This window comes from Cupriavidus sp. OV096 (genome assembly GCF_900115455.1).
Classification (GTDB): domain Bacteria; phylum Pseudomonadota; class Gammaproteobacteria; order Burkholderiales; family Burkholderiaceae; genus Cupriavidus.
In genome coordinates, this window is the sequence record NZ_FOWM01000006.1 from 257,936 (window position 1) to 271,777 (window position 13,842).

At 68.6% G+C, this 13,842-nt stretch carries 14 protein-coding genes; 8 read left to right on the forward strand and 6 right to left on the reverse strand.

Going from position 1 to position 13,842, the window contains the following annotated elements:
* Position 1 precedes the first annotated feature (1 nt).
* Genes BM115_RS16040 through BM115_RS16050 form a run of 3 tightly spaced genes read right to left on the reverse strand, consistent with a single transcriptional unit; the run spans position 2 to position 2,701 of the window.
* Positions 2–703, reverse strand: coding sequence for an RraA family protein (locus BM115_RS16040; RefSeq protein ID WP_255370865.1), 702 nt, complete (start codon positions 701–703; stop codon positions 2–4).
* Between the two features lie 40 nt (positions 704–743).
* Positions 744–1,715, reverse strand: coding sequence for a hydroxyacid dehydrogenase (locus BM115_RS16045; protein WP_092295723.1), 972 nt, complete (start codon positions 1,713–1,715; stop codon positions 744–746).
* 5 nt (positions 1,716–1,720) lie between these two features.
* A complete protein-coding gene (locus BM115_RS16050; RefSeq protein ID WP_092295727.1) occupies positions 1,721–2,701 on the reverse strand; it encodes a Bug family tripartite tricarboxylate transporter substrate binding protein in 981 nt (326 codons plus the stop codon).
* A 91-nt stretch (positions 2,702–2,792) separates the two neighbouring features.
* On the opposite strand from BM115_RS16050, the gene BM115_RS16055 reads away from it, so the two are divergent.
* A complete protein-coding gene (locus BM115_RS16055; protein ID WP_092295730.1) occupies positions 2,793–3,719 on the forward strand; it encodes a LysR family transcriptional regulator in 927 nt (308 codons plus the stop codon).
* A 112-nt stretch (positions 3,720–3,831) separates the two neighbouring features.
* The gene (locus BM115_RS16060; protein ID WP_092295733.1) at positions 3,832–4,590 is read left to right on the forward strand and encodes a sulfite exporter TauE/SafE family protein; all 759 of its coding nucleotides are present in this window, start codon (positions 3,832–3,834) and stop codon (positions 4,588–4,590) included.
* A gap of 3 nt (positions 4,591–4,593) precedes the next feature.
* On the opposite strand, the gene BM115_RS16065 is transcribed toward BM115_RS16060, so the two are convergent.
* From BM115_RS16065 to BM115_RS16075, 3 genes are read right to left on the reverse strand one after another with little or no spacing between them, the layout of a single operon-like run.
* Positions 4,594–5,925 (reverse strand): aminotransferase-like domain-containing protein, encoded by a 1,332-nt coding sequence (locus tag BM115_RS16065; protein WP_092295736.1) that lies wholly within the window; start codon positions 5,923–5,925, stop codon positions 4,594–4,596.
* 54 nt (positions 5,926–5,979) lie between these two features.
* Positions 5,980–6,741, reverse strand: a complete 762-nt coding sequence (locus tag BM115_RS16070; RefSeq protein ID WP_092296212.1) for an SDR family oxidoreductase — start codon at positions 6,739–6,741, stop codon at positions 5,980–5,982.
* A 48-nt stretch (positions 6,742–6,789) separates the two neighbouring features.
* Positions 6,790–7,632 carry a DMT family transporter gene (locus BM115_RS16075; protein WP_092295739.1) on the reverse strand — a complete coding sequence of 281 codons (843 nt, stop codon included), beginning with the start codon at positions 7,630–7,632 and terminating at the stop codon, positions 6,790–6,792.
* Between the two features lie 98 nt (positions 7,633–7,730).
* On the opposite strand from BM115_RS16075, the gene gcvA reads away from it, so the two are divergent.
* From gcvA to BM115_RS16100, 6 genes are all read left to right on the forward strand, one after another.
* Complete coding sequence (gene gcvA / locus BM115_RS16080; protein ID WP_092295742.1) at positions 7,731–8,615, forward strand: transcriptional regulator GcvA; 885 nt, start codon at positions 7,731–7,733, stop codon at positions 8,613–8,615.
* 79 nt (positions 8,616–8,694) lie between these two features.
* Positions 8,695–9,618 carry a LysR substrate-binding domain-containing protein gene (locus tag BM115_RS16085; protein WP_092295745.1) on the forward strand — a complete coding sequence of 308 codons (924 nt, stop codon included), beginning with the start codon at positions 8,695–8,697 and terminating at the stop codon, positions 9,616–9,618.
* A gap of 176 nt (positions 9,619–9,794) precedes the next feature.
* Positions 9,795–10,937, forward strand: a complete 1,143-nt coding sequence (locus BM115_RS16090) for an NAD(P)/FAD-dependent oxidoreductase (protein ID WP_092295748.1) — start codon at positions 9,795–9,797, stop codon at positions 10,935–10,937.
* Entirely contained in the window at positions 10,921–11,229 is a 309-nt protein-coding gene (locus BM115_RS27395) for a (2Fe-2S)-binding protein (protein WP_218158036.1), read from the forward strand. Before BM115_RS16090 ends, BM115_RS27395 begins: the two co-directional genes overlap by 17 nt.
* Positions 11,226–12,716: an FAD/NAD(P)-dependent oxidoreductase gene (locus BM115_RS16095; protein ID WP_218158037.1), complete on the forward strand. Its 1,491-nt coding sequence runs from the start codon at positions 11,226–11,228 to the stop codon at positions 12,714–12,716. The genes BM115_RS27395 and BM115_RS16095 overlap by 4 nt, the downstream gene beginning before the upstream one ends.
* Before the next feature lie 132 nt (positions 12,717–12,848).
* Positions 12,849–13,820, forward strand: coding sequence for a Bug family tripartite tricarboxylate transporter substrate binding protein (locus BM115_RS16100; RefSeq protein WP_255370850.1), 972 nt, complete (start codon positions 12,849–12,851; stop codon positions 13,818–13,820).
* The last annotated feature ends 22 nt before the right edge of the window (positions 13,821–13,842 follow it).

The following is a 13,842-nucleotide window of genomic DNA, read 5'->3' on the forward strand; positions in this document are numbered from 1 at the left end:
CCTAGACCGGCAGCCCCTTGGCCCGCAGCGCCGCGTCGAAGCGCTCGGGGTCCGAGGTGCCGGACGCGTTCTCCGCGCGGATCTTCGCTTCCTTGGCCAGATGGGCGCGGCAGCGTTCGAGCACCTGGGCAGCCTCGGCGGCCGGCACGGCAATCACGCCGTCCGCATCGCCGACGATCAGGTCACCCGGCAGCACGGCCAGCCCGGCGCAGGACACCGGCACGTTGATCTCGCCCGGACCATCCTTGCTGGGCCCCCGGTGGGTGTGGCCCCGGGCGAAGATCGGCATGCCGTCTTCGGCCCACTCGCACAAGTCCCGGACGGCACCGTCGATAACCAGCCCCCCGAGCTGCTTCGTGACGCACGTGGTGCGCATCAGGCCGCCGACCAGGGCCTGGGTGACATCGCCGCCGCCGTCGATGACCAGCACATCGCCGGGCTGCACCATCATCAGCGCCTTGTGGATCATCAGGTTGTCGCCGGGGCGCACGCGCACCGTCACCGCCGGGCCGCACAGCACAGTCTCCAGCCGGCGATGGTATTGGCGCAGGCCAAGCGTGCCGATGTTGCGGCTCATGGCGTCGCCGATGGCGGCGACGGGCATCTCGCGGAACGCAGCAACGATGCTGGCGGACGGGCCATCCGCACGGGGGTTGATGCGGTAGCCGGCAGGCCACTGCACGGGTGCTGGGGATTCGGACAGGCTCACGGGAGACTCCAGGAACAGGAAGGTAGAAAGGGGATCAGGCAAGGACCTGGGGATTGACGCACGCGGTACGGTCCATCGGGCTGCCATCCAGCCAGCCGAGCACGTTCTGTGCGGCGGCGCTCGCCATCGCGGCCAGTGCCGCCGGCGTCGATCCGCCGACATGCGGCGTCAGCACGACGTTCTTCAGCTCGGCCAGCGGGCTCCCGGCGGGCAAGGGTTCGACCGCCATGGTGTCGAGCCCGGCCGCAAACAGGCGGCCGTCCTGCAGCGCGGCCACCAGCGCGGTTTCATCCACCACTTCGCCGCGCGCCGTATTGATCAGGATGGCGCCCTTCGGCAGTTGGTCGAACGCGGCGTCGTCCAGCATGTTGCGCGTGTGGCGGTTAAGCGGGACGTGGAGGCTCAGCACGTGCGCCTGCGGCAGCAGGTCGGCCATCGACGGGAGCAACGCCACCCCATCGACGGGACTTTGACGGCCGGCCAGCGCTGGGTCGAAGGCCACCACCTGCATGCCCAGCGCCAGGCAGACCTTCGCCACGCGCTGGCCGACCTGGCCGAACCCGACCAGCCCGATGGTCTTGCCGAGCAGTTCCACGCCGTCCTGCGCGCGCGACCAGCGCCCGCTGTGCAGTTCGGCATCCATCCAGCCGATGCGCCGGGCCGCCGCGAACATCAGGCCCAGCGTCATCTCGGCGACCGACTGGGCGTTGGCGCCGGGCGTGACGTAGACCGGAATGCCGCGCGCGGTGGCCGCTTCCACATCGATATTGCTGACCCCCACGCCATGCTTCGAGATGACCTTGAGCGTGGGGCAGGCGGCGATGGCCTGCGCGGACAGCGTCACCGTGCGTGAGATGACGGCATCGACGGGCTCGGCGGCCATGATGCGCTCCACTTCCCCGGCATCGCCGGACGCGGACAGGTACAGCACGCGCGCGCCGGCGCGGGTCAGCAGGTCCACCCCGGCGGGGGCGAGCTTGGGAGCGGTGACGAGAATGGTGTGCATGGGTTTCAATCGAGCTTGATATTGGCTTCGCGGATCAACGCGCCCCACTTCTGGTGCTCGGCGCGCAGGTAGTCGCCAAACTGCTGGGGCGTGCTGCCCATCGGCGTACTGCCCTCGGCGGCGAGCTTGTCCTGCACCTCCTGGGTCTTGAGCGCCTTGCGCACTTCCGCGTTGATGCGGTCCACCACGGCCGGCGGCGTGCCGGCCGGCGCTACGAGGCCGGTCCAGGTGATGGCGTCGAAGCCGGGGTAGCCGGACTCCGCCACGGTCGGCACGCCGGCCAGTTGCGGCACGTTGCGCAGGCGCTGGGCGGAACTCACGGCCAGCGCGCGGACCTTCTGGTTCGTCAGTTGGGGCATCGCGGCTGCGGTATTGGCGAAGTTGAACTCCACCTGATTGCCGAGCAGATCCATCATGGCCGGGCTGGCGCCCTTGTACGGCACGTTGAGCATGCGGAAGCCCGCCTGCCGCTCCAGCAGTTCGCCGGCAAGGTGGGACACGGTGCCATTGCCGGGCGTGCCCATCCGCAGCGCCTCGGGCTTGGCCTTGGCGGCGGCCACGACGTCCTTCAGGGTCTTGAAGGGCGAGCTGGCGTTGACGAGCAGCACCACTGGCTGCGACGCCACCGTGGAGATCGGCGCGAAGTCTTTCAGGGGATCGAACGGCATCTTCGGGTACAGCGCCGGGTTGATCGCCAGATTCGCGGTCTGGCCGAGGCCGATCGTGTAGCCGTCCGCCGGCGCCTTGGCCACCGCGTCCATGCCGACATTGCCGCCCGCGCCGGGCCGGTTCTCGATCACCACGGTCCAGTGGGCCTGGGTGGCCATCTTCTCGGCGATCAACCGCGCGACCGCATCCGTGCCGCCGCCGGGCGGAAACGGCACCACGAGCCGGATCGGCTTGGCGGGCCAGGTGTCGGCGGCGCTCGCGGCACCGCTGCAGATAGCCAGCACGGCGGCGGCGGCCAGAAGGCGAAGGTTCAGCATCGTGTCTCCTTTCGTTATGGGCGCATTCTTGCCGTGCAGAAACATTCCGTCTATTTGATAATGTTCATGTTTTCATTCCCCGGAGTTATCGATGGACATCCAGCTCAGGGACCTGCGGTACTTCGAGGTCGTGGCCGAACTCGGTCACATCGGACAGGCAGCCGAAAAGCTGGGCCGCACCCAGCCGGCCCTGACCAAGGCGGTGCAGCGCCTGGAGGCGGCGTTCGGCAGTGAACTGTTCGAGCGCAAGGGGCGCGGCATCCGGCTGACGCCCGTGGGCGAGGTCCTGCTGGCGCGGGCCCGCATGCTGCGGGGCGCGACGGACGAGGCGCTGCGGGAAGTCGGCGATTTTGCGAAGGGCAACGCCGGGCACGTGCGGATCGGCAGCGGCCCGATCGCCGCCGAGCATGTCTTGCCCGAGATTTGCAGCCTGCTGCTGGAGGAGGCGCCGGCAACCACCATCGACATCACGGTGGCGCCCAGCCTGGTACTACGCGAGCGCCTGAAGGAAGGCACGCTCGACCTGCTGATCGGATTGATGCCGGAGCATGACGACGCGCTCGTCAGTCATGCGATCGTCGAAGACGTGGTGGTGGTGGCCGCCAGCCGGACGCATCCGGTGTTCCAGCTACCGCGCGTGACGCTCAAATCCCTGCTGGCCTGGCGCTGGGTCTTGCCTGCCGCCTCGATTCCCAGCCGGCAATGGCTGGACGCGGCCTTCCAGTCGCACGACCTGCCCCGGCCCGCCACCCAGATCGACGCGAATTCCATCCCGCTGCTGCCCCGGCTGATCGCCAAGACCGAACTCCTGAGCTTCCTCTCCCGGCATACGCTGCACGAGCACAGGCACACCCTGCGCGAAGTGCCGCTGAAGGAAGCCACGCTGCGCCGCAGCCTGGGCGTGACGTACCGGCGGCAAGGCTACCTGTCGCCCGCCGCGCTACGGCTGATGGCGCTGCTGCAGGAGCGCGGCGAGGCACTGTTCCGCGCCGCGCCGGGGGATGCGGCCAAGCCGTAAGCAAATTGTATCCATGACAATTATTTGATTGTCCTGATGCAGCGGACTACGATGCCTCATCCTCCCAGCCCGGCTCCGGGCGTCGGGTGGCATCGCAAGGACGCGCATCACCATGGAACTGAACACCACCACCATCCTCGTCACCTTCGCCGGGGTTTTCCTGATCTGCTTCATGAAGGGGGCCTTCGGGGGCGGCTTTGCCATCGTCGGCATTCCGCTGCTGTCGCTGGTGATGGACCCGGTGACGGCGGGCGGACTGCTCGCCCCGCTGTTTATCGCGATGGACCTGTTCGGCCTGCGCTACTGGAAGCCCTCCACGTGGTCGAAGCCTGACCTCCGGCTGCTGGTACCGGGGCTGGTGGTCGGCATCGGGGTCGGCTACGGGCTGTTCCGGGTGCTGGATCACCGTGCGATCGCCATCGTGATGGCCGCCATCACGCTGGCCTTCGTGGGCATGTGGTTCCTGCGTGGCGGCGATGTCGTGGTGCAGCCGCGCTCCTCGCGCAAGGCCGTGGCCGCTGGCGTGACCTCGGGCATCACCACCATGGTGGCGCACTCCGGCGGGCCGCCGCTGGCGATGTACCTGTTGCCGCTCGGCCTGAGCAAGCAGGTCTATGCCGGCACGACCAGCATGTTCTTCACGGTCGGCAACATCATGAAGGCGGCGCCGTGGCTGTTCCTGGCCAGGCCGGTGGGCGCCGTCTGGACCTTGATGGCGATCTGCCTGCTGGCGATACCTTCCGGCGTCTGGCTCGGCTGGCGCCTGCATGCCCGGCTGGACCAGCGCCAGATGTACCGGGCCTGCTATGGGTTGCTGGTGGTGACCGCGATGAAGCTGCTGTGGGATGGCGCGTCCGGCTACCTGCTCTGACGCTCACCAGGACTGGTCGGCCACCACGCGCGCCACGGTTTCCAGCGCCTGCCTGAGCGTTGGCAGGCTGACGGAGCCGAGCGCGAGCCGGATGACGTGGGGCACCTGCGCTGACGTGGCGAACGGATGGGCCGTCGATACGGCGATGCCCGCCTGCATCAGCGCCATCGCGATGGCATCCGCGCGCACTTCGGGGGGCAGCGGCAGCCAGACGAAGTACGACGCGGGATGGCTGACCCGCTCCAGTCCGCCGAGCACTTCCGTGGCCAGGCGCTGGCGCAGCGCGGCATCCCGGCGTTTGTCGGCTTCGAGCCGGGCCACGGTGCCGTCTTCGATCCAGCCGCAGGCGATGGCCGTCAGCGTGGCCGGCGTATTCCAGGTGGTGGCGCGGATGGCGCGTTCGAGCTGGGGCACCCATTCGCGCGGCGCACTGACGAAACCGATGCGCAGCCCGGTGGCGACACTCTTCGACAAACTCGACACATAGACGGTAGCTTCCGGCGCCAGCGCGGCCAGCGGCGCGGGGGCCCCTTCGACGAGGAAGGCGTAGGCCGCATCCTCGATCAGCATCAGCCCATGCCGCCGGGCGATGGCGACCAGTTCGCGGCGTCGCGTGGCACTCATCACCCAGCCGAGCGGATTGTGCAGCGTCGGCATGGCGTACACGGCACGCACGCGCCGGCGGCGGCAGAGCGCCTCCAGGGCGTCGAGGTCGGGCCCGTGAGCGGTGACGGGAATCGGGACGAGTTCCAGCCGGCCAGTTTCGGCGGCGAGCTTGAAGCCCGGGTAGGTCAGGGCATCCACGGCCACCACGTCGCCGGGCTCCAGCAAGGCCATGGCGGTGAGCGTCAGCGCGTGTTGCGCGCCGCTCGTGAGCAAGACGGTTTCCGGGGTGGCCGGCACGCCGCGCCGGCCCAGATGGTGCGCCACGGTCGCGCGCTCGTGTTCGCGGCCGCCGTGGGGCTGGTATCGCAGCAGCGCCTCAAGGTCGCCGGCGGCGGCCAGCTGGCGCAGCGCTGCCCGCAGCAGATCTGCCTGGCCCGGCAACGCCGGATTGTTGAAGCTCAGGTCGACCGTATCGGCGATCCAGGCAAGCAGATCCACGCCCTGCCCGCGCGGCAACGCCTCCTTGACGAAGGTGCCGCGACCGGCCTCCCCGCTTACCAGCCCCATCGATTGCAGTTCGGCGTAGACGCGCGTGGCCGTGACCAGCGCCAGCCCTTCACGCGCCGCGAGGTCGCGGTGCGTGGGCAGCCGCGTGCCGGGACGCAGCCGGCCCGCGCGGATATCGTCGGCAAGCCGGTCGACCAGTTGCTTGTAGCGGGGCTGGGGCATGACAGCGCGTGTCCATGACAATCATCGGAATGTCCCGATTATCCCCCCTGTGACTCACCGCCCGCCGGTGACATCGAGGAAGGTGCCGGTGCTGTAGGACGCGTCGGCGCTGGCCAGCCACAGGATCGCGCGGGCGACCTCTTCCGGCTGGCCGCCCCGGCCCATCGGGATCGAGTCCTTGACGCGATCCACCCGTCCCGGCTCGCCGCCGCTGGCGTGCATGTCGGTGTAGATGTGCCCGGGGCGGATGCAGTTGACGCGAATGCCCTCCCGCGCGACTTCCTTGGCGAAGCCGGTGGTGAAGGTCTCCAGGGCGCCCTTCGACGCCGCGTAGTCGACATATTCGTTCGGACTGCCGAGCCGGGCCGCGCCCGACGAGATATTGATGATCACGCCGCCCCGCCCGTTGTGACGATGGGACATGCGCCGGGCCGCCTGCTGGGCGCAGAGCATGGGGCCGATGGCGTTGACGGCGAAGATGCGCTGCATCCGCGCGAAATCGAGATCCTCCAGCCGGGACTGCCGCGCGAGGATGGCGGCGTTGTTCACCAGCACGTCGATCCGGCCGAACGTCCGGTCGATGGTGGCGAATAGCTGGGCAACCTGCTCGGGGTCCGCGCTGTCGGCGCGCACGGCCAAGGCCCGGCGGCCCAGCGCTTCCACATCGGCCACCACGGCCAGCGCGGCGGATTCGTTGGCGACGTAGCTGATCGCCACGTCGTAGCCCTGTGCGGCGGCCAGGCGCGCGGTGGCCGCGCCCACGCCACGGCTGCCCCCCGTAATCAGAATCAGCGGTGCCTGCGGAACGGTGTTCATCATCTGCGCATCTCGATGTGATAGTGGATTAACAATTATGAGGGGCTGTCAAAGCCCCAGGCAAACCGCGCCGGCTGCGACGACGATGCAGGCGAGCCAGCGCGTGCCGCTGACCGACTCCCGCAGGAAGACCCGCCCAATCAGGACCGCGAACACCACGCTGGTCTCGCGCAACGCCGAGACCGCGCCCATCGCGCCTGATTGCAGCGCCCAGATCACGATGCCATAGGCGGCAATCGACACCAGCCCGCCGACCAGCGACGAACCGACCGCCAGCGGCTCGGACCGTACCGGCGCCCACAGCGGCGCCAGCCCCCGCACCGCGACGAACAGGATCGGCATCAGCCAGTAGAACAGGAACATCCACGCGGTGTAGCTGAGGGCCTGCCCGCCGGACAACCTGACGCCGATGCCGTCGATCACGGTGTAGAGCGCAATCATCGCCCCGGTGGTCAGCGCGGCCAAGGCACCCGCGCGGGACGCGCGGTGCCCCTGCAGCGCGATCACGATGATGCCGCCCGAGACCATGGCGATGCCGAGCGCGCGCAAGGGGCCGATCGCCTCGTCGGCGAAGAGCGCCGCGCCAAGCGTGACCAGCAGCGGCGAGGAGCCCCGCGCGATGGGGTAGGCCAGCGCCAGGTCGTTGCGGCGATAGGACCGCACCAGGCTCACGTTGTAGACGATATGCACGAGCCCCGACGCGACGATGTACGGCCAGGCGGCGCTGGCCGGCAAGGGGTTGCGCAGGACGACGAGCGTGGCGACGGCCGCGATGGCGATGCTCATCCACGTCATCGACAGGAACCGGTCGCGGTTGCCGTGCAGCATGGCGTTCCAGCTCGCGTGGAGCATGGCGGCGAGGAGCACGATACCGCCGGTATAGCTGAGCATTGGGGTGGGAGGGGAGCAGGAAATGCCCAAGAATATCTATCTTGAAGCGGCACGACAAACCAGATAAATTGCCACATCGCGTTAGAAAATCTATTGCCATGAAACGGGTATTGCCGCCGCTCAATGCCTTGCGGGCCTTCGAGGCCGCAGGCCGGCTGGGCAGCTTCAAGGAAGCCGCCGCCGCGCTGCACGTGACGCACGGGGCGGTGAGCCAGCAGGTGCGCCTGCTCGAGGAATGGCTCGGCGCCGAGCTGTTCGAGCGGCATAACCGCCGCGTGACGCTGACGCCGGCGGCGAAAGCCTATCTGGCGGAAATCGGCCCCTTGTTCGAACAGCTCGCGCAGGCCACCGCGCGCTACGGGGTGCCCGGGCCGGTCTCCCGGACCCTGTCCGTCAACGCGCCCGCGACCTTCACCCTGCGCTGGCTGGTGCCGAGACTGGCCAAATTCCGCGCCGAGCATCCCGATGTGGAGATCAAGGTGGAGACCTCGAACGGGCCATTGGAAAGCCTGAAGGACGACCACGACCTGATCATCCGAGGGGGTCCGGACACGTTCTACGGCTACGCGATGCGGCCATTCCTGACCGAGGAGCGGCTGCCGGTTTGTAGCCCGGCGCTGTTGCAGCGCCATCCGCTCGGGGTGCCGGGCGACTTGCGCCACCACACCCTGCTGCATACCTCGAGCCTGCCGCGCCTTTGGCCGGACTGGCTGGCGAGCGCGCAGATCCCCGGACTGAGCCCGGCCGCCACGTTGACCTTCGATCACTTCTTCCTGACCCTGCAGGCAGCCATCGACGGCATCGGCATCGCCATGGGGCCGACGTCGCTGGTCTCCGACGACCTCGCCGCCGGGCGGCTGGTCGCCCCATTCGCCGGCCCGCGCCTGCCGTCGCGCAGCTATTGCGCCTACGTGCCGGACGAGAAACGGGGCGATGAACTGGTCGGGCTGTTCCAGTCATGGCTGGAACGGGAGGGGATGTGATTCTGCGGCGATGTGCTACGGACCCATACGGATCTGGTATACCATCGCCCGCTAGTCCCCGCCTTCCCAAGACCCCGGCATGAAGTTCAAGGAAATCAGTGCGTTCCAGGCCGTGATGCGCTCCGGTTCGATGACCGCGGCGGCCACCGAGCTGTACACGTCGCAACCGAACGTGAGCCGGCTGATCGCGCAACTCGAATCGTCCACCGGACTGACGCTGTTCACGCGCAACGCCGGCCGCCTGATTCCCACCGAGGAGGGCCTGGCGTTCCTGCGCGAGGTGGAACGCGCCTTCGTGGGCCTCGACACGCTGAAGGACGCCGCCCGCAACATCCGCCAGTTCGGCAAGGGCCGGCTGCGCATCGCCGCAGTGCCCTCGCTCGCCATGACCGTGCTCCCGCTGGTGCTCCAGCGGTTCCATGCCGACTATCCCGGCGTCAACGTCGCCATGGAAACGGGCAGCACGCAGTTGGTGGCCGACAGCGTCGGCAGCCGCTACTGCGACCTCGGGCTGGTGTCGTTCCTGCCCCCCGCCGCCGTCACCGATGCCCAGCCCGTGGCCGAACTCGCGGGCTGTTGCGTGCTGCCGCCCGGCCATCGTCTGGCCAGTCTGGACGTCATCACGCCTGCCGACCTGGCCGGCGAGTCCTTTATCTCGATGAGTCACGGCGATGGCCTGCGCGCCGCCGTGGACGCCGCGTTCGCCGACGACGACCGGCGTGTGATGCACTTCGAAACCCCCTACGGCGCCACCATCTGCAAGATGGTCGGACTCGGGCTGGGCGTGGGCATCGTGAACCCGCTGGTGGCCCGCATGCACGCCGCCGAGGTGGTGGTCCGGCCATTCCGGCCGCGTATACCGTTCGTCAGCTACCTCCTGCTGGCCCGGAACCGGCCTGCCAACGTGCTGGCGGACCGCTTTATCGAGCGGCTGATGGAACTCATCGCTGCCGAAATGGCATCCCTGCCCCCGGGGCTATCAGGTTTTCGTATAGACGCCTGACAGACTCGTATTTGCGCGCGCGGCGCGCGCTCCGCATACTCGCTCGGACTGACACACCGCTGCCCATTGGGCTTTTTTGGGCTTCTTCGGCTGGTGGTTTCATGAAGCTTGCGAGTACCTGACATGATTTCTAGCAGGGCCCAAGGCCCGCAATCCCCCCACGGAAGGTGCTGCAGATGACCGCAGCCTCCACCTCCCGACTCCCCGTGTTCGACGTCGCCGTGATTGGCGGCGGCCTGGTCGGCTCGGCCGTGGCCTACGGCCTGCGCAGCAGCGTGGGCACAATCGCCGTGCTCGACGAAGGCGATATCGCCCTGCGCGCCTCGCGCGGCAATTTCGGCCTGGTCTGGCTGCAGAGCAAGGGCTACGGCATGGGCGCCTACAGCCGCTGGACGCTGAACTCCACGCGGCTGTGGCCGAAACTGGCCGCCGGCCTGCTGCAGGAAACTGGCATCGACGTGGCCCTGGAGCAGAAAGGCGGCCTGACGCCGCTGATGGGCGACTACGAGGTCGAGGCGCGGCTGGCGTGGGTCAACACGCTGATGGCGCAGCCCGGTGTGGAGCCCTATGAATGGAAGCTGCTGGATCACCATCAGGCCGCTTCGCTCGTGCCCGGACTGGGCCCCGATGTCACCGGGGCGATCTGGACGCCGCACGATGGCATCGTCAATCCGCTCAAGCTGCTGCGCGCGTTCCATACCGCGTTCAGCACCAGCGGAGTCAATTACCTGCCGCACCACGGCGTCACGGACATCGTGCAGCAGCCCGGTGGCGACTTCGTGCTGACCACGCCGAACGGCACCGTGCGGGCGCGCAAGATCGTGCTGGCCGGCGGCCTGCGCAACGGCGACCTGGGCCGCATGGTGGGCATCGACCTGCCGATGGCCCCGCAGCGCGGCCAGATCCTGGTGCTCGAACGCACGCGCCGCCTGCTGGACACGCCCATGGTCACGCTGCGCCAGAACGACGAGGGTAGCTGGTTGGTCGGCGACTCCCAGGAAGAGGCGGGCTACGCCGAACAGGTCACCACGCTGCCGGTACTGGCCACGCTGGCCGACCGTGCCGTGCGCACCCTGCCCGCCCTGCGCGACGTGCGCGCGGTGCGCGCCTGGTCCGCCCTGCGCGTGCGCGCCAAGGACGGCTTCCCGGTCTACGAACAATCGGCGACGCATCCGGGCGCGTTCATCGTCACCTGCCATAGCGGCGTGACGCTGGCCGCCACGCACGCCATGAACCTCGCCCCCATGATCGCCGCAGGCGAGCTGCCACCCGAGCTGGCCACTTTTTCGACCCGGAGATTCCATGTTCAGACGCATTGACGCGGCCGTCCTGCAAGCGACGGATCGCAAAGTACGGGTCACCGTGGATGGCACCGCGCTGGAATGCCGGGAAGGCGACAGCGTGGCGGCGGCCCTGTTCGCCGCCGGCGTGCTGGCCTGCCGCGACACGGCCGTGTCCGGCGCCGCACGCGGCCCCTATTGCATGATGGGCATCTGCTACGACTGCCTGGTCCGCATCGACGGCCGGCCCAACCAGCAGGCCTGCATGGCGCGCGTGCACGATGGCATGACCGTGGAACGCCAGCACGGCGCACGCGAGGTGGCGGCATGAGCCTCGACATCGACATCGCAACCTGCGACCTGCTCGTGGTCGGCGCCGGCCCTGCCGGGCTGGCTGCGGCAACCGAGGCTGCCGCGCTGGGCCTGTCGACGGTGCTGATCGACGAACAGCCGGCACCCGGCGGACAGATCTATCGCGCCATCAGCAGCACGCCGGTGCAGAATCGCGCGATCCTGGGCGAAGACTACTGGCACGGCCAGAGCCTGCTGGAGCCGTTTGCCAACAGCGGCGCGCGCCATCTGTCGGCCGCAACTGTCTGGTCGATCAATGCGCGCGAGCCGCAGCCGGGTACGGAGGGCGATGGCCAACCCGCCGGCTTCGAGGTCGCCTATTCGGTGGCCCGGCCCGGTCAGGATCCGCAGGCCGCGCTGCTGCACTGCCGCCATCTCATCCTGGCCACCGGCGCGCAGGAGCGGCCCTTCCCGATTCCGGGCTGGACCTTGCCGGGCGTGATCACGGCCGGTGCCGCGCAGATCCTGCTGAAGACCTCGGGCGTGGTGCCCGAAGGGCGCACGGTGCTGGCGGGCGGCGGCCCCCTGCTCTACCTGCTCGCCTATCAATACCTGAATGCCGGCGTGAAGCTCGAGGCGATTCTCGAGACGACCGATAGCGGCCAATGGCGCAAGGCGCTGCCGCACGCCTGGGGTTTCCTTCGCTCGCCCTATCTGGCCAAGGGGCTGAAGCTGCTGCGCGCGGTCCGCAAGGCCGTGCCGATCGTGAGCGGCGTCACGGCGCTCGAGGCCATCGCCGGCGCCGGCGGTCAGGTCGCCGAACTGCGCTATCAGGCGGCGGGCCAGCGCCACAGCATGGCGATCGACCAGATGCTGCTGCATCAGGGGGTGGTGCCGAATACCAACCTGTCGCGCGCCATTGGCGCCGAGCATGTCTGGAACGAGCGCCAGGACTGCTGGGAGCCGCAGGTGGATGCATGGGGCGCAACGTCGATGCCGCACGTGAGCATTGCCGGGGATGGCGCGGGCATCGCGGGCGCCGTGGCCGCCGAGCATCGGGGCCGCATCGCCGCCGTGCATGCCGCTGCCGCGCTGGGTCGCATCGACATCGCCACGCGCGACGGCAAGGCGGCACCGCATCACGCCGCGCTGGCACGCGCCACGCGAGGCCGCGAATTCTTCGAGGTGCTCTATCGCCCGCTGCCGCAGTTCCGCCGCCCCGTGGGCGACACCATCGTCTGCCGCTGCGAGGAAGCCACCGCCGAACAGGTGCGCCACGCCGCGCGCATCGGCTGTCAGGGTCCGAACCAGTTGAAGGCGTTCCTGCGCTGCGGCATGGGGCCGTGCCAGGGACGACTCTGCGGGCTGACCGTGACCGAACTGATCGCCGACGAACAACAGCGCCATCCGCGTGATGTGGGCTATTACCGGCTGCGGTTTCCCACCAAGCCGGTGACGCTCGGCGAGATCGCCTCGCTGCCGCAGACCCGGGCGTCGCGGGACGCCGTGGTCCGCTTCAAGAAGTAAAGCGCAGTAGGCAGCAACATGAAAACAGAAGCGCGGACCGGGTCATGCATGGCATCCCGCGTCCCGCCAGTCGAACCAGCACAGCGACGACATCCTGAGAGCAATCCTCAACCCCCTTATCGAGAATCAATCATGGCGTTTTCCAAGATCGTCCCCGCTCTCGCCCTCGCCCTCGCGCTGGCCGCAGCCCAAGGCATGGCCCAGGACTTGCCACCGGGCCCGATGCGGATGTTGGTCGGCTTCGCGCCCGGCGGTGGCAACGATGTCATCGCCCGCACGGTCGCCACGCAGTTTCAGCTGAACACCAAGGTCACCATCGTGGTGGAGAACAAGCCGGGCGGCGGCAGCACCATCGCCACCGCCGAGATGGCGCGTGCCAAGCCGGATGGCTCGGTGCTGCTGCTGGGCTCCGTCGGCGGCCAGGCCATCGCACCGTCCATCTACAGCAAGCTGCCGTACGATCCCATCAAGGGCGTGCAGCCGGTGTCGCTGGTGGCCAAGTCCGCCAACGCGCTGGTCGTGAACAATGACCTGCCGGTCAAGAACGTGCAGGAGCTGCTCGCCTACGCCAAGGCCAATCCGGGCAAGCTCAATGTGACGTCGCCGGGCAATGGCACGATTTCGCACCTGTCGGCCGAACTGTTCAAGAGCATGGCTGGCGTCTCCATCACGCACATTCCGTATCGCGGCGATGCGCCGGCGATGCAGGACGTGATGGCGGGCCAGGCCCAGATGACGTTTGCGAGCCTGCCGTCGGCCAAGGCCGGCGCCGATTCCGGCAAGGTCCGCATCCTCGCCGTGACGAGCACCAAGCGCGTGGAAACCATGCCGAACGTGCCGACCATCGCCGAGTCCGGCGTACCCGGGTACGAAGTCGTGTCGTGGTACGGCGTTTTCACGACGGGCGGCACGCCGATGCCGACGGTGAACCGCCTCGCGCAGGAGATTGCCGCCGTGGTGGCACAGCCGTCGATCCGCGATTCGATCGCCAAACAGGGCATGGAGCCGAGCGCGCTGGGCCCAGTCGAGTTCACGCAACTGGTGAACCGCGACGCCCAGAAGTGGGACAAGGTCGTGAAGACCGTCGGCATCAAGCTGGACTGACCCCACGCGATACTTCAAGCAG

Coding starts and splice junctions, on each gene's coding strand:
- BM115_RS16045 (WP_092295723.1), bottom strand. CDS start 1,715: ATGCACACCATTCTCGTCACCGCTCCCAAGCTCGCCCCCGCCGGGGTG.
- BM115_RS16050 (WP_092295727.1), bottom strand. CDS start 2,701: ATGCTGAACCTTCGCCTTCTGGCCGCCGCCGCCGTGCTGGCTATCTGC.
- BM115_RS16055 (WP_092295730.1), top strand. CDS start 2,793: ATGGACATCCAGCTCAGGGACCTGCGGTACTTCGAGGTCGTGGCCGAA.
- BM115_RS16060 (WP_092295733.1), top strand. CDS start 3,832: ATGGAACTGAACACCACCACCATCCTCGTCACCTTCGCCGGGGTTTTC.
- BM115_RS16065 (WP_092295736.1), bottom strand. CDS start 5,925: ATGCCCCAGCCCCGCTACAAGCAACTGGTCGACCGGCTTGCCGACGAT.
- BM115_RS16070 (WP_092296212.1), bottom strand. CDS start 6,741: ATGAACACCGTTCCGCAGGCACCGCTGATTCTGATTACGGGGGGCAGC.
- BM115_RS16075 (WP_092295739.1), bottom strand. CDS start 7,632: ATGCTCAGCTATACCGGCGGTATCGTGCTCCTCGCCGCCATGCTCCAC.
- gcvA (WP_092295742.1), top strand. CDS start 7,731: ATGAAACGGGTATTGCCGCCGCTCAATGCCTTGCGGGCCTTCGAGGCC.
- BM115_RS16085 (WP_092295745.1), top strand. CDS start 8,695: ATGAAGTTCAAGGAAATCAGTGCGTTCCAGGCCGTGATGCGCTCCGGT.
- BM115_RS16090 (WP_092295748.1), top strand. CDS start 9,795: ATGACCGCAGCCTCCACCTCCCGACTCCCCGTGTTCGACGTCGCCGTG.
- BM115_RS27395 (WP_218158036.1), top strand. CDS start 10,921: ATGTTCAGACGCATTGACGCGGCCGTCCTGCAAGCGACGGATCGCAAA.
- BM115_RS16095 (WP_218158037.1), top strand. CDS start 11,226: ATGAGCCTCGACATCGACATCGCAACCTGCGACCTGCTCGTGGTCGGC.
- BM115_RS16100 (WP_255370850.1), top strand. CDS start 12,849: ATGGCGTTTTCCAAGATCGTCCCCGCTCTCGCCCTCGCCCTCGCGCTG.